Source organism: Brachyspira sp. G79, assembly GCF_002379365.1.
In the GTDB taxonomy this organism is placed as follows: Bacteria; Spirochaetota; Brachyspiria; order Brachyspirales; family Brachyspiraceae; genus Brachyspira.
In genome coordinates this window covers 897,381-917,765 of the sequence record NZ_JQIU01000008.1, presented here as the reverse complement: position 1 = coordinate 917,765, position 20,385 = coordinate 897,381, and the positions used below count along the sequence as shown (strand labels likewise).

The window sequence follows — 20,385 nt, the reverse complement described above, 5'->3', positions numbered from 1 at the left end:
CTTTAGATAAATTTTAGAGGATATAATGCGGATTTTAATTTTGCTTTTATTTACATTAATATTTAATGTATGTTTGTATGCACAAGATACTAATGCTCAAAATACCAATAATAATGTAAATAATACTGCCGCAAATAATGTAGGCGAAAGTGCAATAATGCAGGTAAATAAATTTGATGCTAAAAAGAATCCTATATCCTTTATAAATTTGGTAAACTTTACACCGTATTATGTACTTCAGGAATATGCCAGAGTTAATAATATAGAAATTTATCCTTATGATACAGAATCTACTTTAAGAGCTAGAATTATAGAAAGACAGGTTAATATAAAACAGGAGGTTATAACTGATAAAGATCAGATAAAAGAAGTAGCAAGAAATACTATAAATACAGGTGGTGCTCAGGTAGAACTTATAGGGGCAGATTTTGTAGAACGTTATGAGATAAAAGAGGCAGAAGAAGAGCTTATATCATTATACGGCAATGTAACTATGAGAATGTATAATAATACATTAATTGCAGATAGGGTTGTATATAGTTTAAAAACTGGGGAGGTATTTGCCGCAGGAAATTTAAGGGTAGAGTCTGGAGAAACCACTCTTCATGGCGAGTGGTTTATGCTCAACAGAGAGAATAAAAAAGGCGTTCTTTTTGGAGGCGGTACTAAGTTTATGAGCTTTACCGTTGAAGGACGTATAATAAAGTTTAATGATCAAGATTTCTTTGCTGAAAACAGCAGTGTAAGTTTTTCGCGTCTTACCCCAGTAGCCCATGACTTTTTAACAAGTAGGGTTTATCTTTGGGACGATAAGAAGATGATGGTTTTTAACAGCATTTATAGAGTAGGCCGTCAGCCTGTATTTTATTTTCCGCTGTTTTTGCAAAACTATATGGGTACTGGCATAATATCTTCTTTTGGAGAATCTTTGAGAGAAGGTGTTTATATTCAAAATTATAAGATATTTAATTTATACGGGGTACAGCATAAAATAAGATTTGATGCATATCAAAAATTGGGTTTTCTTATAGGCGATGAGATAAGATATACCAGTCAGTATCAGGATTTGTCATTAGATGCCATGTTTGCTTTAGGAAGACAATATTATTTACTTGATTCTTATATTACTTCCAGTATAGGTTATGGTACAAGGTATGTTAACTATTTTGCTTCAGGGGAAGGAGGTAAGTTTGTACCTAGATATAAATTTCAATATGATCATACCATTCAGTTATATAGCAGTCAAAATATTAATAGTTATATTACTGGAAAACTTAATTTAAATAGTGATTTGTATTTTAAATCTGACTTTTATAATCAAAGAGGGCAGTTTGATATACTTACATTCTTTACATCTGTTACAGGTAATCTGCAGGATATAGGAGACAGCTACCCTGAATATTATACAGAAAATTCAGTGTATGTTAATAATAATATTTATGGAGTTAATTTAAAAGTTGGTGCTGAATGGGATTTGCAGGCTGTAAGAAATATTTCAGTAGATGTTAATACAAATTTTGACTACTATATGCCTAAACCTTATAAACTTATTTTACCTTCAGTTGAGGCTAGTTATAGTTCTGTCTTCGGAGATGAAACTTCATATTATTTCCCTGGTCTTAATCTCGATTATAGTTTGAGGGCTAATTATAATCATACTATTGACTATAAAACCTCTGAAGGTATTGCTTTTTATAATAATCCTATGTTGGACGAACAGCTTAATGATAAACTTGCTGAAAGAAATAATTTAAATTTGTACGGTTCTTTATCAAGAAATTTTACTAATGATTTTATTAGATTTGTTCCTAGTGTTAATATGGAGTATTCATATCAAAATAGTATTGATGCTACGGCTGAAGATTTGATTTATGATAAGGATAATACTTATTTGGGATTAGGAACTGGAATGAATTTTTCTATATTTTTGCCGTATAGTATTTTACCATATAATTTTACACATTACTTTGAGCCTACAGTAAGATGGGATACCACTTATACATTAAATTATAGATTTAAAGAAAAATATATAGATACTGATGCTATTGGTTCTCAGGTGGGGGAGTTTAATAATCATAATTTTACTACAAAGTTTACGCTAGGAGGTACAGGATATAGTTTATTCTTTATACCAGATTTAAATCTTAATTTGGAATCTTCTATAAGAACTGGTTATGATTTTATACCTACATACAACTCTGAAACTAGAACTTATCAGGTAGAGTTTTCTACTAATAAAATGCTTACTACTGAAGTTGGAGCTTCGGCTAGGCTTCTATATAATCAGTCTTACATATCATATGATATATCAAGAAATTTACTAGGTACTAATTTGACAGTTAATCGTATTAATTCTTATTTTCATTTCCCAATACCTCTTGGAAAAATAACTGACTGGATATTAATAAAGAATAATAAAAAACCTTTTTTTGACGGTATCATTAATGATTTCAATTTATATTTTGGTTTTTCTTTTACTCATGATTTTATTAATTACAGATACAATACAGCAGCATTTACCTTTGGTATAGAACTTCAAGTTTTGGATCAGTGGAGATTTAGAATAGCTACTACTAGTGCTAATGAAAAAGCATACAGATATATAAAGTCATATGCTGAAAAAGAAAATGAAACTTGGGTTAATCCTTTTTGGGATATTGTTAACTCATTTAATTTTTCAGATTCTCAGAAACGTACGGATAGTTTATTTAAATTAAAATCGATAGAGGCAAGCATTTGGCATGAATTAGACGGATGGCAGATTCTTGCTACATTTGCAGTAAGACCTTCAACACTTCCTTCAGACATTACATCAGGTTCTGTAAAAGGGATTTATTGGGATAAAGAGTTTTGGATTGAGTTTACTCTTACTGACTTTCCTAATGTCGGGCTTCCTAGAAAAGAATATAATCTTAATAGTACAATCACTGATTTGCAGGATAGTGCAGCTACTCAATAGTATATTTTTATTACTTATATTATTTAGAATTGTTTTATAATACAGTATATATCTGAGAGTTATTATTATGAAAAATATTTTGATTATTTTATTTGTTTTTAGTGTATTTATTTACGGACAAGATACTGATAATATTGATAACATTATTGAAGATGATGAAGTTTTAGAAAATGATTATTATTATGATGTTTTAGATGATAATAAAGTTACAAATAGTATAGAATATGCTGATATGTATGATGCAATTGATAATAATGATTTGGAATATATAAAAACGATTATAAGCAATAATGCTGATATTAATACAAAACTTCCTGATAATTATGAGGATAATTTGGGAGGAGCTACTCCTTTGCTTTATTCTATATATAAAAACAACAGAGATATAACAGAATTCTTAATAGAGAATGGTGCCGATTTGTGTGTAAAAGATTTTAAAACTTGGAACAGTGTAATGTATGCAGCAGCTTTTTCAGATTTGTATACATTATCATTATTGGCAGAAAAAGACAGTAGTTTGCTTGATACAAAAACAGAGTTTAATGTAACGCCTCTTCATGCGGCAAGCGATTATAATAATCTTGAAGCTATAATGTATTTATGTACCAATTCAAATATAGATATTAATGCTAGAGATATTGACGGATGGACAGCACTCTATTATGCAGCCAATTCTAAAAATATGGAGGCTTATAATTTGCTTATAATGCTTGGTGCTGACAGTACTATTTCAGATAATAATAATGTGCTTCCAGAAACTGTTTTAACCAGAACTATAGAAGAAGAAAATAATGAACTTAGAGATATTGATATTGAGTTATTTAAAGCTATAGAAATTGATGATTATAAAACTATTAGAGCTCTTATAAACAGAGGTGCTAATATTAATGCTAAAGATGGATACGGTTTAAGTGCTTTGCATTTGGCTATAAAAAATAATAGTATAGATTCTTTGAACACACTTATTGCAAATAGAAATATTAATTTGGAATCTACACTTCCAGAAGGTTATTTTACTCATTTGGGAGATGATTCAAATGATGCTGTATATATAGGTAAAGCAACTCCTCTTATTTATGCTATATTTAAAAGTAACGGCAGCAGTAAAATAGTAAATGCTCTTATAAGAAAAGGTGCTGATGTTAATGCTGTTGACGAAGAGGGTTGGAGTACTTTTTTATATGCAGCTGCTTTTGGAAATACGTCTATTTTAAGAAGCATATTATCTAAAAATAAAAATCTCGTTAATAGTAAAACAAAAAATAATGTTACAGCTCTTCATATGGCTGTAGTTTATGATAATTTAGAGAATATTGGATATTTGGTAAGCCGTCTGAAAGTGGATATTAATGCAAAAGATGATGACGGCTGGACTGCTCTTTATTATGCTGCGGCAAACAATAAAAGGGATGCGTATAATTTGCTTTTAAGATTGGGAGCTGATAAAAATATAGCAAATAATGAGGGATTAAAACCTGCTGATGTTTTGAAATAAAAGATAATTGTTTATTGTTATTAATAAGTTATTAATATATAATTATGTTTACTTGATTTATTGCTTAGTATTGGAGGAACTTAATTTTATTATGAAAAAAGTATTATATGCAGCCGTACTTTTAATTTGTTTGTACATGGATATTTTTGCTCTTACTTCAAAGGAAGAAGAGTTTTTTAATGCTGTGAAAGAAAATAAATATGAAGCTCAATTAAAAAATATTTTGAGGTACAAAATTAATTTCAATGCTACAAATGAAAGAGGATTAACTCCACTTTTGTATGCTATTGAATGCGGTAATGAAAGAGCTGTAAGGGTATTGCTTGAGTACAACGAAGTTAATATTGAATATAAACTTCCAGACGATTTTGCAGATTATCCGTACATAAATAGATATGAAGGAGACAGCTTTAATATAGGAGGTGCTACTCCTTTAATGTTTGCTATATTTAAAGGAAATGCGAGAATAGTTAAACAGCTAATAGATAGAAATGCTAATGTTAAAGCTAGAGATAATGAAGGAACTCCTGTATTTTTATATGCATGCGGTTTTGGAAACGGTAATATTATAAGAATGCTTCTTGTAAAAGATAGAACTTTGGTAAATGATAAAAACAATAATGGTAATATTAATGGGCTTCATTATGCTGCATCTCTTAATAATTTAGAAACTATTAATTTTTTAATTAAAAATGTTGATATGAATATTAATGACAGAGATATAAACGGATGTAGTGCTTTATATTATGCTGCTTATTATGGAAAAAGAGAGGCATATAATCTACTTATAAAACTTGGTGCTAATAAAGATATAGGAGATAACTACGGAGTTAAGCCTGAATATATTTTATCTGGAGGAAGCTCTGCTGTCGATTTAGATGCTGATAACAATGAAGAAAATAATAATTCATTTACAAATACTTATGAAGGAAATATGTTTATTGCAGAAATTATTAGTACATCAGACACTAATGCTTTAAGAAATATAATGATGTATTCTAATTTTAATATGAACTCTGTAATTACAGCATATGAAACTCCTCTTACTTATGCTATACATCTTGGTAAAGATGATATGGTTAATGAACTTTTAAAATATAGAATGAATAATACAAATATTATTAATATAGAAACTAGTTTTATACCAAGAGATGATTTATATTTTAATGAAAGCAGGGCAGAGTTCACAGGTAATGTATATTTGGGAGATGCTAGTCCTTTGCAGTATGCCATATTCGAAGGAAATACTAATATAATAAATACTCTTCTAAAACATGGAGCTGATATAAACAGAAAAGACAGTTTAGGAAATAATGCTTTAATGTATGCAGCAAGTTATGGAAATGCAGAAGTTATTGATACACTTTTAAATTATTCAAGTAATTCTTATAGAGTTGTTGATATATATGGTGATACTCCTTTACATAATGCAGCATTATTAGGAAATACTAATACTTTGAGTGCACTTATAAATAGAACTCCTATAAATATAAATGTACAAAATATTGATGGTAATACTCCTTTGCATTTGGCTGTAAAAAATCATAATACTAATACATACAGATTTTTACTCTTAAAAGGTGCTGATTATACTATAAAAAATTATGATGGAAAAACTGCCTCTGATTTATTATATATAGATGGCATTGAGAGTATAGAGGGTATTATAAGTAATGATACAAATAATAAGATAAATACAAATAACAATATAGAATATAATAATACTAATTTTAATCAAAATAATAATATAAATACTAATTATTCTTCTGAAACTTTATATTATGATGATATACAGTATACTAACAGCATTAATAATGAGAGTACATTTGATAATGTTAAAGCAGTTAATGCCAATACTTTTGCCGATGACTTGATATACGAGTACAGTGATGAAGGTATTTCAGATGATAATTCTGATGATTATGCAGAAGATGATAGAGATGATGATTATTCAGAGTATTATAATGCAAGCAAGCCTTTATTTGAAGCTATATATAATAACAATGTTTCTGATGTATTAAAATCTGTTTCAAATGGTATTAATATAAACTCAAGAAATGAAGAAGGTTTTACTCCTTTGCTTTATGCTATTAATTATGACAGACTTGAAGTTATGAAGGTTCTTTTAAGCTATAGCAATATTATAGATATAGAAATGCCTCTTAATAATTATACCAACATATATTCTGTTAAAGGAAAAAATTTCAGCGGAGAAGTATTATTTAATGGTACAACTCCATTACAGTATGCTGTATATAAAGGAAACACTAATGCTGTAAATATGCTTATAGAAAGCGGTGCAGACACTAGAAAAAGAGATTATAATGGATACTGCAGTTTATTTTATGCTTCAGCTTTTTCTGATGCTAATATGATACACTTTTTACTTACAAAAGATCCCTCTCTTACAAGAGAAAAATCTTTAAGCGGAAGAACAGTTATCCATTTTGCTGCTTTGTATGGGAATGATGAAGCTATATCATATTATTTATCTAATACATTTTTGAGTATTAATGCTAGAGATAATGAGGGAAACACTCCTTTGCATTGTGCTTGTGAAAATGGATATTCTTCTACTATTGGGTTGCTTATACAAAGAGGAGCTAAAACTGATATAAAAAATAATGCGGGATTAACTCCAACTGATATTGCTAGCTGAAATAATTGTTTATTATTGACTTTATATTAAATTAATTTTATATTGATAAGTATAGATTTAAAATAAATATGATAATTATGTATTTAAATACATAATTATATTGTTTGATAAATAAAGATGGTAGTATAAAAAATATTAATTTATAAAATGGAGAACTAATGAAAATAATTTATAAAAATATGGTAAAATATTCTTATATTTTTATGTGTATTTTTTTCTTTTTAATTTTTGCTAAAAAGGAAGATATTACAGGTACGATTAGAATGGTTGGAACTTCAATATTTCCAGAGATAGTTATAACTACAGAAGAGAGAGATTATTATTTTGATAAAAAATTTTTCGATGAATATGCCAAGTATGTAGGACGAAATATTACTGTAACAGCTAAAGTAAAGAAAGATACTATATGGCTTGCTGACAGAAGTAAATCATTTGACAGATATACTATTAAGTGGGTTGAAAAGAAAGAATAGTATTTTATTAGTATCTTTTTGATAATTTAATAATAATTATTATATATTTTTAGCACATTTTTTATAAATAAATGTATTATATGTATTATATATGCTATTTTTTTTGATATTCACATATAATTATTTTATAAGTATATTTAAATTAATTATATTGTGAAATTGAAATATTAAAAAAATTGTTATATACTATATAGTACTATATAAAGAATGCTTAATATTTAATTTTTTATAAAGGAGTTATTTTATGAAACCAGAAAAAAGTAATCTTTTTACACCTTTAAAAATAGGTAATCTTGAAATAAAAAACCGTGTAGTAATGCCTCCAATGTGTATGTATAGTGCTGAAGACGGATATGTTAATGATTGGCATATTCAGCATTATTCCACAAGAGCTATAGGCGGAACAGGACTTATTATTGTTGAAGCTACAGGAGTGTTTTCCACTGCGAGCTATATTACTGACAATGATTTAGGCATTTGGGACGATAAATATATTGACGGTTTAAGCAAACTTGTTAAAGCTATTAAAGATAATGGAGCTACTGCTGCAATACAGATTAATCATGCTGGAAGAAAATGTGATTCTTTGAAAGTTGATAAAATATATGCTCCTAGTGCTATAGCATTTAGCGATCAATTTAAAACACCTGTTGAAATGACTAAAGATGATATTAATGAAGTTGTTGATGCATTTGTTAAAGCATTTGTAAGAGCTAAAAAAGCTGGTTTTGATATGGTTGAAGTTCATGCTGCTCATGGTTATTTAGTTTCTACTTTCTTATCGCCATTATCAAATAAAAGAACTGATGAATACGGAAAAAACAGAGCTAAAATTTTAGAAGAGATTTTAAGAAAAGGAAAAGAAGCTGTAGGTAAAGATTATCCTATACAAATAAGAATATCTTCTTACGATTGGAGAGAAGGCGGAAACACAGTAAAAGATTTTGTAGATATGTTAAAACCATTAGAAGAAGAAGGATTATTTGATTCTATCAATGTTAGTACGGGAGCTGTTACTGCTGACGGTAAAATCATACCTTATGAAGGCTATCAAATACCTTTCTGCAGAGAATTAAAACAATATATGAAAGTTCCTTGTATAGGCGGAGGACTTTTAACTGATGCTAAAATGGCTAATATGATAGTAAGAAACGGTGCTGCTGATGCTGTATATATTGGAAGAGAGATTTTAAGAAATCCTTATTGGGCATTACAGGCTGCTAGAACTTTAGGTATTGATGTTCCATTCCCTAAACAGTATGAAATGGCTAAAAGATAATTAAAGAATAATATATAATTAAATATTTTTTTGATTATAATATTTTAGGCTTGATTATGTGTATTTATTATGCATAATTTAAGCCTTTTTTATTTTTATTTGCTTATAAACATTATTTTTTCTTGATATATTTTTATTTAATAATAGAATTATAATGTTATATATAAATTTTATTGATAATGTAAATTATGAAGTGCTTATTAATTATAACAGCTTTATTTATCAGCATATGCTTTAATATTTTTTCATTTACCCAAGATGAAAATGATTTACTAATTGCAGCTGAAACTTCGGATACTGTTTCGGTTAGAAATATACTTAATAGAAAAGATGTTGATGTTAATGTGAGAGATAAATACGGTGTTACTCCTTTAATGCATGCTGTATTTAATAAAAATATTTATATACTAGAATTATTATTAAAAAATGATGCTGATACAGATATACAAAATGACAGCGGTAAAACAGCTTTAATATACGCCTGTCAGTTAGGAGATTTTGATATTATACAAATGCTTATATGGTATAATGCTGATATTAATATAACTGATAATTATAAATCTACAGCTTTAATGTATGCAGCAAACAGCAGTACCAATATTATAACGCTATTAGCAGAGTCTGGGGCAGATATTAATGCTCAAAACTTAGACGGAAAAACTGCTTTAATGTACAATATTTTAAATAGTGCTGATATTAATATGATTAATATTTTTATTAGTTTAGGTGTAGATATTAACATTCAGGATATTCATGGCTATAGTGCTTTAATGTATGCTGCTATACTTGATTATAGAAATTTAGTTGAAATGTTAATAGAAAATGGGGCAGATGTAAATAAAAGAAATAATTATAATAAAACCGCTTTAACTATGGCGGAAGAAAATAAGAATTATAAAATGGCTGAAATTTTAATTAAATATGGTGCTTTAAGATAGAGATTATTTTATTATGAATTAATCAAAAAACTTAAATTTTGTATTGAAAAAAATTTTTTAAGTTTTATTATATATGCATAAAAATATGTGGGATATATTGTATGTCTAAAAATAAATCTATACTTATCGCAGCTTCAGCTTATATAATCTGGGGGCTTCTTCCTATATATTGGAAAGCAGTTCAGAATTTTGATTCAGCATTTGTTTTGGGTATTCGTGTTATAACTACTTTTATATTTACTTTGATAATAATTATTTATAAGAGAGCAAGTCTTTACAGAGGTATAAAACCTTTAATATCAATAATAATAGCAGGTATTTTCTTGGGTATTAATTGGTATTTATATATTTATACTGTGAACTCTGGTCATGTCCTTGAGGCTGGGCTTGCATATTATATAGCACCTATTTTAAGTATACTTACTGGAATAATATTTTTTAAAGAGAAAAAAACATTATTAGAATATGCAGCTATAATTTTGATGTTTATAGGTATGGTTTATCAAACTATTACATTGGGTAAGCCTCCTATAATGGCATTTTTTATAGGGCTTACTTTTTCTATATACGGCATATTCAAAAAAATGACAGTATATTCAGGCTGGGAGAGTTTGTTTTTAGAAACGGCTGCTATACTTATTCCTTCAATAATCTTAAGCAAAATATATTTTCCTTCTTCGCCTCAGTCTGTTTCTTCTTGGGTAACTTTGATGTTTGCAGGCATTGCTACTGGTATACCTCTTTATTTGTATGCCAAGGCAGCTAAAGGTCTTGATGTTTCTACTCTTGGTTTTTTACAGTTTTTACTTCCATTAATTGCTACTTTACTTGCTATTTTTGTATATAAAGAAGAAGTTAATGTAAATAGGGCAGTTACGCTCATTATTATAATAATTGCTGCGGTGCTTTATACAATATCAATATTTAAGAATTCTAATAAGAAAGATAAAGTATAAAAAATATTTGTATGTTTTTTATATATGTAAATTATTTTCTTATCTTTTTTGAAAATATCTTGATAAATCCACTGGGCTGTCTTCAAGCCAAGATGACATAATGCATTCGTATTTTCCTTTACTTTTACTTAATTTATATATTTGATATTCCACTCTGTCATTTCTTCCGCTTATTTTTTCTCTTGACTCAACAAGCATTTCATATATTCCGTCCCCGTCAATATCTTCAAATATATTGTCCATTTGAGTAATTACAGAACTTTTCATAGAATTAATTTCTCTATAAAATTCTATGTCAGCTATAAACTTTATACTTGCTCCGTCTATTCTAAACATATACATGTATATATCTCTGTCCTGTCCATTGTCATTGATAATATAATATTTTATAATTCCTATTTCATCTTTTCTATCATAAAAGTTTTCTAAATCTACAGCAGAGTTTTTTCCAAATCTGTCTGTGCTGTATGAAAACTCTTCTTTTTCGTTATTATATATGCAAATTTTATTTCCCTGACTAGATGATACTAAAGCTATAAATTCATTTCCTTCTATAGGAAGAACATCAGCAATAACTATAGAGTTTACATAGTATCCTTTTTTTTCTAAATCAGCTTTTAATTTTTCAGCCTGAGTATAATCAGCATTATTTATATTTTCACTTTTATAGTATACAATTTCTCCATTGCCTGAAAGATTGAATAAGCTCTCTACATCAATTGCATATAGATTAAAAGCTAATGTTAAAGAAGTTATAATTGTTAATATTTTTTCATAATTCGTTATCCGTAATTTAAAATTTTATATCAGTAAATTCTATTTCGGAGTTTACCTTTCCGTCAGAACTTTTATATTTAATAATTTTAGGCAGAGTATAATTTTCTATATTTTCATAACTGATGCTTACATCATATATTTTAGATTTTTTATTATAATACTCAGCTTTTTCTATTAATAAAATTTCTTTATCAACAGTATATACCACACTATAATTAAGGTTTTCTCCTTTTGCTCTTAAAGTGATTTCATATTTATTTTTACTTTCCTCTAAAGATTCAAAAGTGAATTTTTTTGATAATGAATCGTAACTTGACGAACTTCCAACTAGAGTATAAAATCCTATAGTTTCTAAAGCCCCTTCAAATACAGAAAACATATTTCTGTAAAAACTATCAACATTTTCTAGTACTATAGAAGGTGTACTTCCTTGTGTAAAAGAAAATTTTAATTTTATATCATTTTTAGTTTTTGTATAACTTTTTGCAGGAATAGTATCAATTTGTCTTTGTACTATTTTTCCGCTTATATATGCTTCAAAATGTTTTGGATATATAGAAGAATATTTATCTTTCATTTTTGCATATAAATCCTGAAAGTTCATATCAGTGCTTTCTTGAGAGTACAAAGCAACTGTATATAGTATAATAATTATTAATGCTGTTTTTATATATGTCATATTAACAATTCTCGTAAAAAAATTAATTTTAAATATTATTTTTTTAATTATAGTAAAAAAGCCATATTAAAAAATTATGTAATTATTAACGTACTTAAATATTTATGAAATTTTTTAACAAATTAGTAATCTTGACTTAAATCTTAAAGTTTGTTATACTTTTATTATAAAATAATTAAAACAAATATATTTATGGTAAGTATTTATGAGCGAAGAACAAAATGAACAAGTGTCAGAAACAGGTATATATTGTGCTAACTGCCGATATTGCGTATTGTTTAGAAAGTCAAGCGGAGTAGACGGCAACCAATATTTGCTAAGAGTTAAATGTGCACAGGAACAATGGCGTAAAAAACTTGGTGAAGAAAAAATGTACAAGTATTTTACAGTTGCAAGAAGAACGGTTGAAAAGTGTGATGACTATAAGGAAATGGGTGATTTAAGAAGTTTCCTAAAGGCTTTACGCAAAAGTCTGCCTGTTCGTGATGAGGTATATACTATAAAAAAATAATGGATTTTTTAGTGAAAAAAAGTTTTGTTTTTTTAGTTATACTTGTTTTTTTATTAGCTTCATGTGCCTCGGCAGTTAAGATATCCGTTGAAGAAGAGAGATATCCAAAAATAATAGCTGAGAAAGCATATACTGAATTTGGTAATAAAAACTACAAGACTGCTATAGCTTATTATCAGTATATAATAGATAATTTTGATAGAGAAAACTATAGTAAAGATGTGGCTTGGGCTTATTATGAAATAGGCTTCTGCTACTATTATCAAAATAAGTATGAAGAGGCTTTAACATATTTTGATATAGTTATAAATAATTTTACAGTTTTACCTCCTAGAATTTTGGCTCAAAAGGTTATGCAGGATATTTATGATAAAAAACCTAAATTAAAACCTGTAGAGATAATAGAAGAGGAAGTAGAAGTTATTGAAGAAAATGTAGACTCATGAAAAAAGAACATAGCATTACTACTAGACTTATATTAAATTTTTTAATAATGAGTATTATAGGTATAGCTGTTATATTAATAATATATGTTTTGTATTCCAGAGGTGAAGGCAGAGATTATTCTTTATTTACATATATGTTAATAAGTTTAATATTCTATAAAACTTATATGCCGTATATAATATCTCTATCTGTATATTTTGCTTTCTTTAAGGCTAAATATCTATATCAGGAAAATATATCAAAAGTTATAGCTTTCCCTATAACTGTCATTATAATTTTAGTTATATTTTATACACTATATGATTATTCTTTTGTGGATTCTTTTATCTCTATTGTAAAAGAGCATAATTCTTCTAGGGATGCTATGGTTTATTATGAATATGGACTAAAACTAAAAAATGAAGCATATGAAAAATCTAAAAATGAACTTATCAGCGGTAATTTAGATTCTGCTGCTTATTTTGCTGAAGAGGCATTATTTTATGATAGAAATGACGGTAATGTACTTCTTTTAATAAAAAGCATACAGGAAGAAAAAAGAAAAGAGAATGAAAAAAATCATCAATTAGAAATTAGCAATATTAATAATTTAATAAGACTTGGTACTAGAGAATTTAGCTATTCAAATTATTATGAGGCGTCTAAATATTTTAATCAGGTTATTGCTTTGGATAAATACAATCCTTTGGCTTTGTATTATATAAATAAAATTAGCATTGCAAATAATCAAAAACCAAAGTATGCAATTACTACAACAGAAGAGGCATCTGTATATGGAAGATTGTCAGATGTTATCACGCTTTATGAAAATGGAAGATTATGGGACGCTTATGATGGGATTTCTAAATTATACATGGAAGCTCCGAATATAGCGGAAGTTGATAATTATTATTCTATTATTAGAGATTCCATAAGCAGATACGATTTCTTTATTAGGGAAGCTAAAGAAATAAGAAATGCTTATATTAACAATCCAGATATATTGCAGTACACATCAGCATTAAATCATAATGGAATAAATTTAATGCTTGATAAAAATACATTGCTTTCGTCTTCAAGCAGTTCTGTGTTTAAAAATAGTTTTTATATATTTGATGTATCACTTATTAAACTTGATGATGAATTAAAAATTGTAAGCTGTGATAATTATTTATATGGAAAAATAGCTGATGAATTTAAATCCACAAATAATAATAAAAATATTATCTTGAAGGCACGTTTTGATACAAATAAAAATGATTATATCTATAGTGATACTAACAGTTTAATTATCCCTATTTCTATATCATACAGTACTTTAGATATTATTAAAAATTATACTTCTTTGGAATTAAAGTATATTAATTTATCAGATTTATTTACATTAAGAAAAGAAATTAAAAGATTTGGATACTCAGATAAAGAGATTAATCTTGAATTAATAACTAAAAATATAGAACCTATTACATATCTGTTATTATTTCTTATAATAGCATACTATTCATTTAGATACAGGCTTTCTATGTCCCCTTCAGCCACTTTCCATATATATAATAGAGTTACTGGAGTAGTCGGAACTATATTGCTTGCTTTGGTATATAGGGTAATAGTTAGTTATATTGCTATGCTTCTTGTGATGGTTTCTGAGATTACTCTTAGTGTTATAATTATTGTAGTATCAGCTTTTATTTTAATATTGATTGTAATATTCCAAATGGCTAGAATTCCGAGAGATGTTAGATAATTTATACTCAAAGAGAGAAATAACAGAATATTTAAAAGAGAAGTCTATATTTCCAAATAAAAATAGAGGTCAAAATTTTTTATGTGATAGAAATATTGCATATAATATAGCATCTACTGTTCCAAAAAATTATTTGAGAGGTGAATTTTCTTTAGAGATAGGCGGAGGGCTTGGAGCTTTAAGTAATATGCTCATAAATATATATAATGAAAATCTCACTATAGTAGAATATGATAATGCTTTGTACAATCATTTAAAAGAAAAATTTAATAATATTAATATAATTCATAAAGATATATTAACTTTTGATATATCAGATTCAGATAAGAAATATGATGTTTATGGGAATATACCATATAATATAGCAAGTCCTATAATGGAATGGCTATTGCAAAAATCTTATGGTAAATGGAACTATGCTGTATTTATGGTTCAAAGTGATTTTGCTGAAAGGCTTACAGCTAAAGAAGATACAGAGAATTATTCAGCTTTAACACTATTTGCTAATTTTATGTCAGATGTAAAACTTGAATATAATGTTTCTAAAGAAGTTTTTTATCCTATTCCCAAAGTTACATCGTCTATTATAAGTATTACTCCAAAAGAAACTGATATTGATATGATAGATATATTTAAATCCGTGTCAAAAACATTATTTCATAATAGAAGAAAAACTATAAAAAATAATTTTATTAATTCTCCATATATTAATATAAATAAAAGTTGTATAGATGAAATATTTGAAAAATCAGGTATTGATGGAAATATTAGAGGAGAAACTTTAAACTTGAATAAAGTAATTAAACTTTCCAATACATTAAAAGAATATATTAATTAATCATTGGTATTATTTTCTATTATTTTTACAGATTTTATAATGTTATTTATTTCTCTATCATCTTTTTTACTGTTAGCATTATACATACATATTATTTGAAGTATGCCATCGTCATGAATCATTGAGAATGATTTATGATAAGTTTTATTAGGCCCGTAATAAAAACTCATTAAAATTTCATAAGCATTATCAAAACCTTGGGCTGGACCTTCATTAACTATTTGAAATTCTTGAATAGCATTGTTGTTTTTCAAACCGTTTATTATATCGTTTCTAACTTTTTCTAAATTAATTATCCCAGTATATGCAGCTTTATATTTTGTATATGCTGCAGTGTATATTGCTGTTTTTCTCTGCACACCGTATGAATTATAATATTCTATTCTATTATTATCAGCTTCTACCGCTTGTCCCAAAAAATTTTCTGAAAAATCTTCAGGAACATCTATTGATATATTATTAAAGATTATAGTTTTAGTTTGATGTTTGCAGGCATATAGAGACAATGCCAATAGAATACTTAAAAATATTATATATCTTTTTTTTGTAGTCATTGTTTTATTATATATCATAATATATATTTTTAAAGTAAAAAATTATTTTATATAAGTATTTTTTTATAAATCTTAAAGATTTTTTTATAACATTGCTGTATAATTTTTTATATTTATATAATATAAGATTTATGGTAATAAAAATTACAAATAAAGGAAATATGAATGAGAAAAACTAAAATAATAGCTACTTTAGGACCTAGATGGTCTAGTGAAGATATGATAAAAAAGATTATAGAAAATGGTGCTGATGTATGCAGATTAAATTTTTCATTTGGGGCTTATGAAGAACATTTAGAGAGAATCAATATAATAAGAAAAGTTTCTAAAGAATTGAGAAAACCAGTTGCAATATTAGCTGATATGCAGGGACCAAAAATAAGAATAGGAAAGTTAAAAGACCCTATAGCAGTAAAAGAGGGTGATATCGTAAAATTAAGCGGATATAAAGAAACTAATGATGACAATATTATTCCTACAACGCATTCTAATATAGCACATGATGTAAAAAGCGGCTCTATGCTTTTAATAGCTGATGGTACTATACAGCTTATAGTAGAATCAAGCGATGAGGCTTCAAAACTTGTGGTATGCAAAGTTATAACTGGAGGAACTATATTAAGCAGCAAAGGAATTAATTTACCAGGTGCTCATGTTACTACAGAAGTTTTAACAGAAAAAGATATTAATGATGCACTATTTTGTGCAAAAAATGGTGTAAATTATTTGGGTATGAGTTTTGTTAGGCGTGCTGATGATGTTATAAGACTTAGAAAAATTTTAGATGATAATAATTTTCAGCATGTTGGTATAGTATCAAAAATAGAAAATACAGAATCTTTAGAAAATTTGGAAGATATAATAAAACATTCTGACGGAGTTATGGTAGCAAGAGGTGATTTGGGGGTAGAAATACCATTCGGAGAGGTCCCTGTTTGGCAGAAAAAGATATTAAAAATGGCCAATGATTTAGGTAAAATTACTATAATAGCTACTCAAATGCTTGAAAGTATGACAAAAAGTCCTGTACCTTCAAGAGCGGAAGCAAGTGATGTTGCTAATGCTGTATTAGATGGAACAGATGTTGTTATGATGTCTGCCGAAACTGCTTCAGGTGATTATCCTATAGAATCAGTTAAAGCTATGGTTTCTATTGTAGAGGCTGCTGAAAGATCTATGACTAAAATATCTCATGATAATATGAATTTATTAGATAGAGGAATAAATGATGCATTAGCTGATAGTGCTTCTTATTTATCATATAGTTTGAATAATAAAGTGATAATTGCACTTTCTAAGTCCGGAAGAACTGTGAGAAATTTATCAAAAAAAAGACCTAAAACGCCTATAGTATTTATGTCTTCTGATACTAATTTATCTAATAGCCTTTCTATATGTCATAATGTCTATACTATACTTATGCCTGAAGATTTAAACTTCAGTTCTGGAATTAGTCATGGAGGACAGATAGATATACTTGAAGATACTATAGTTAAACATAACTTGGCAAATCATGGTGATACTGCAATAGTTGTAAGTGGAAGCAAATGGCAGGGCAGATGGCAGGAAAATAGCGTTCGTATAGTTATTATACACTAATTTATATATCAATTTTATTTGGGATTACTAATGATTTTTAGTAATCCTTTTTTTATAATTTTTTGTTTGTAACAAAAAATTGCATATATTTTATATATTACTACTTGAAGTAATATATAAATATTGTATAATATGTAGATAATAATTTTGGAGTTGCTAATATGCATAATGAAAAAAGAGAAAAATTATCGAATAGGCTTGGTTTTTTACTTGTGTCGGCAGGATGTGCTATAGGACTTGGAAATATATGGCGATTCCCTTATATAACAGGTAAATATGGCGGAGCTGCTTTTGTTCTTATTTATCTTATATGTTTAGCAGTAATAGGTTTGCCAATACTTATAATGGAGTTTAGTATAGGTCGTGCTGGAGGAAGAGATATAGCTGGTTCTTATAAAGCATTAGAAAAAGAAGGGGCTAAATGGCATTTAATAGGATATATTCAGATGCTTGGCTGTTTAATACTTATGATGTTTTATACCAGTGTTACAGGTTGGACTATAACTTATGCTTATTATATGGCTACCGGTGCTACATTAGGATTAAGTCCAGATGGTGTGGCACAGTTTTTTGGGACTATGCTTTCTAATCCTAAAATAATGGTTATTAGTTTATTTATAGCTGTATTTTTTGGTACATTAATATGTTTTAAGGGGCTTCAGGCAGGCGTTGAAAAAGCATCAAAGTTTATGATGTCATCATTATTTATAATAGTGATTATATTAATAATTAGGTCTGTAACTTTGGAAGGTGCTATAGAGGGAGTAAAATTTTATCTTCTTCCAGATTTATCTAAGATTTTTAATAGAGGAGCAGAAAATTTATTTGAGGTAATATATGCGGCAATGGGGCAGGCATTTTTTACTTTAGGTATTGGAATAGGAAGTATGACAATATTTGGCAGCTATATAGGAAAAGAAAAATCTATAACAAATGAATCTGTAATAATAGTTATATTAGATACATTAATAGCACTTCTTTCAGGGCTTGTAATATTTCCAGCTTGTTTTGCATTTGATGTAAATCCTGGAGAAGGTGCAGGTTTAGCATTTGTTACTTTGCCTAATATATTTAATTCTATGCCTCTTCCTAGATTATGGGGTACATTATTTTTTATATTTTTGGCAATGGCTGCTTTAACTACTGTTATAACTGTATTTGAAAATCTAATAGCTTTTACTATGTCAGAGTTTAAAATGCCTCGTCATATTGCTTCTATAGCAGTTGGTATGGTTGTATTTGTATGTTCTCTTCCTACTGCTTTTGGTTTTAATGTATTATCATTTATACATCCTATGGGGGCGAATACAAGTTTCCTAGATCTATTTGATTTTATAGTAAGTTATAATTTGGTTGAGCTTGGGGGAATATATATAATAATATTCTGTGTTTCTAAATATGGTTGGGGATGGGATAATTTTATTATAGAAGTTGATTCTGGAAGCGGAATAAAGTTTCCAGTTATATCAAGATTTTATGTAACTTATATACTTCCTATAATATTATTTGCTATGTTTATTATTAATTATATATATAAGTTTTTTATTTGAAATTAATAGTTAATAATTCTTTATGTATGCAGTGTATGTATTACCTGCATACATTTATTATTAATGTTAGTATAATAAAATTATGATAGATTTAGATAGATTAAAACAAATATTAAATGGCCTGTTACAGTTGATAATTTAAATAGAATTAATGATTATTTTATACGCTATTTATTTTCGCATGTTGGTAATGAAAATATAGCTTTAAATTTCATTAATGCAATATTTAAATATTTAAACTTTGAAACTTTTAAAAAAATAGAAATACTTAATCCATCGCCTAAGGCAGCACGTAAGGTGGACAGATGTCGCAGTCGCCTCAATATTGCTGAAAATTATGATGAGAAAGAATTAATAGCACCGAAGGTTGGCAGACATCTATATATAAAGGCAACAACAGAAACAGCTATAACTGTTTTAATATAGATACAGTCAAGAGAGAATGAATATTTTATAAAAAGAGCATTATATTATTGGGCTTATAATTATAGTTCTAGTTTAAATAGAGGAGCTTTTTATTATGAATTAAAACCTACTGTGAGCATTAATATTACAAATTTTATATTAAGTGATGAAGATAAAGATGTATTAAAAGAATTAAATAATAACAAAATTCTCACAGATCATTGTCAATTGCATTTTACACAGAATGTGGGCTGTGACTAGAACTTCCCAAATTCAATTTAAAAAATATTTATGCAATAGAAAATTTAGACAATATACATAAGGAATTCATTTCTTGGATAAAATTTTTTATATAAAAAATTATGAACGTATTTTAAGTAAACTTAAAAGACCCTAAAAGTGAATAATTTTTTATTTATAAATGAGGAAAATATGTCAGTCTTGATGAAAGAAAGTACTTATTTGAAGAAGTATAAAAGAAGTGTCATACATTTGTCAATGATAGCTCAGTAATGGATAAATATAAAAAGAGAGAAGTGGATA

General features: G+C 27.4%; 16 protein-coding genes and 1 pseudogene. 14 read left to right on the top strand and 3 right to left on the bottom strand.

Translation table 11 applies throughout. From position 1 onward, the window contains the following. Nucleotides 1-25 precede the first annotated feature (25 nt). The 7 genes from KQ44_RS05430 (at nt 26) to rarD (ending at nt 10,759) form a co-directional block, all read left to right on the top strand. Nucleotides 26-2,959, top strand: a complete 2,934-nt coding sequence (locus tag KQ44_RS05430; protein ID WP_096736558.1) for an LPS-assembly protein LptD — start codon at nt 26-28, stop codon at nt 2,957-2,959. Between the two features lie 67 nt (nt 2,960-3,026). Next, a complete protein-coding gene (locus tag KQ44_RS05425) occupies nt 3,027-4,454 on the top strand; it encodes an ankyrin repeat domain-containing protein (protein WP_096736557.1) in 1,428 nt (475 codons plus the stop codon). Nucleotides 4,455-4,545: 91 nt separating this feature from the next. Continuing rightward, on the top strand, nt 4,546-7,113 hold the full coding sequence (locus KQ44_RS05420) for an ankyrin repeat domain-containing protein (protein WP_096736556.1): 2,568 nt from the start codon (nt 4,546-4,548) through the stop codon (nt 7,111-7,113). A 158-nt stretch (nt 7,114-7,271) separates the two neighbouring features. Next, nucleotides 7,272-7,586 (top strand): hypothetical protein, encoded by a 315-nt coding sequence (locus KQ44_RS05415; RefSeq protein ID WP_096736555.1) that lies wholly within the window; start codon nt 7,272-7,274, stop codon nt 7,584-7,586. Between the two features lie 244 nt (nt 7,587-7,830). Beyond that, nucleotides 7,831-8,865, top strand: a complete 1,035-nt coding sequence (locus KQ44_RS05410) for an NADH:flavin oxidoreductase/NADH oxidase (RefSeq protein ID WP_096736554.1) — start codon at nt 7,831-7,833, stop codon at nt 8,863-8,865. A 188-nt stretch (nt 8,866-9,053) separates the two neighbouring features. After that, nucleotides 9,054-9,803, top strand: a complete 750-nt coding sequence (locus tag KQ44_RS05405) for an ankyrin repeat domain-containing protein (protein ID WP_096736553.1) — start codon at nt 9,054-9,056, stop codon at nt 9,801-9,803. Nucleotides 9,804-9,904: 101 nt separating this feature from the next. Beyond that, a complete protein-coding gene (rarD, locus tag KQ44_RS05400) occupies nt 9,905-10,759 on the top strand; it encodes an EamA family transporter RarD (RefSeq protein WP_096736552.1) in 855 nt (284 codons plus the stop codon). A 39-nt stretch (nt 10,760-10,798) separates the two neighbouring features. Here rarD and KQ44_RS15560 read toward each other — a convergent pair whose 3' ends face one another. Beyond that, nucleotides 10,799-11,545 carry a hypothetical protein gene (locus KQ44_RS15560; RefSeq protein WP_096736551.1) on the bottom strand — a complete coding sequence of 249 codons (747 nt, stop codon included), beginning with the start codon at nt 11,543-11,545 and terminating at the stop codon, nt 10,799-10,801. A 7-nt stretch (nt 11,546-11,552) separates the two neighbouring features. Continuing rightward, nucleotides 11,553-12,215 carry a hypothetical protein gene (locus tag KQ44_RS05390; protein ID WP_096736550.1) on the bottom strand — a complete coding sequence of 221 codons (663 nt, stop codon included), beginning with the start codon at nt 12,213-12,215 and terminating at the stop codon, nt 11,553-11,555. 205 nt (nt 12,216-12,420) lie between these two features. Between KQ44_RS05390 and KQ44_RS05385 the strand changes: the two genes are divergently transcribed. Genes KQ44_RS05385 through rsmA form a run of 4 tightly spaced genes read left to right on the top strand, consistent with a single transcriptional unit; the run spans nt 12,421 to nt 15,734 of the window. Next, entirely contained in the window at nt 12,421-12,726 is a 306-nt protein-coding gene (locus tag KQ44_RS05385) for a hypothetical protein (RefSeq protein ID WP_013112996.1), read from the top strand. 11 nt (nt 12,727-12,737) lie between these two features. Beyond that, on the top strand, nt 12,738-13,172 hold the full coding sequence (locus KQ44_RS05380) for a tetratricopeptide repeat protein (RefSeq protein ID WP_096737791.1): 435 nt from the start codon (nt 12,738-12,740) through the stop codon (nt 13,170-13,172). Then, a complete protein-coding gene (locus KQ44_RS05375) occupies nt 13,169-14,896 on the top strand; it encodes a hypothetical protein (RefSeq protein WP_096736549.1) in 1,728 nt (575 codons plus the stop codon). The genes KQ44_RS05380 and KQ44_RS05375 overlap by 4 nt, the downstream gene beginning before the upstream one ends. After that, nucleotides 14,886-15,734 (top strand): 16S rRNA (adenine(1518)-N(6)/adenine(1519)-N(6))-dimethyltransferase RsmA, encoded by an 849-nt coding sequence (rsmA, locus tag KQ44_RS05370; RefSeq protein WP_096736548.1) that lies wholly within the window; start codon nt 14,886-14,888, stop codon nt 15,732-15,734. Before KQ44_RS05375 ends, rsmA begins: the two co-directional genes overlap by 11 nt. Here the strand turns inward: rsmA and KQ44_RS05365 are convergent. Further along, on the bottom strand, nt 15,731-16,288 hold the full coding sequence (locus KQ44_RS05365; RefSeq protein WP_240516496.1) for a hypothetical protein: 558 nt from the start codon (nt 16,286-16,288) through the stop codon (nt 15,731-15,733). The genes rsmA and KQ44_RS05365 overlap by 4 nt on opposite strands. 165 nt (nt 16,289-16,453) lie before the next feature. On the opposite strand from KQ44_RS05365, the gene pyk reads away from it, so the two are divergent. The 3 genes and pseudogenes from pyk to KQ44_RS05350 form a co-directional block, all read left to right on the top strand. Continuing rightward, complete coding sequence (pyk, locus tag KQ44_RS05360) at nt 16,454-17,887, top strand: pyruvate kinase (protein WP_096736546.1); 1,434 nt, start codon at nt 16,454-16,456, stop codon at nt 17,885-17,887. Between the two features lie 161 nt (nt 17,888-18,048). Continuing rightward, nucleotides 18,049-19,437 carry a sodium-dependent transporter gene (locus tag KQ44_RS05355; protein WP_096736545.1) on the top strand — a complete coding sequence of 463 codons (1,389 nt, stop codon included), beginning with the start codon at nt 18,049-18,051 and terminating at the stop codon, nt 19,435-19,437. 82 nt (nt 19,438-19,519) lie between these two features. Further along, nucleotides 19,520-20,385: pseudogene (locus KQ44_RS05350) on the top strand (PD-(D/E)XK nuclease family transposase); the annotation flags it as partial.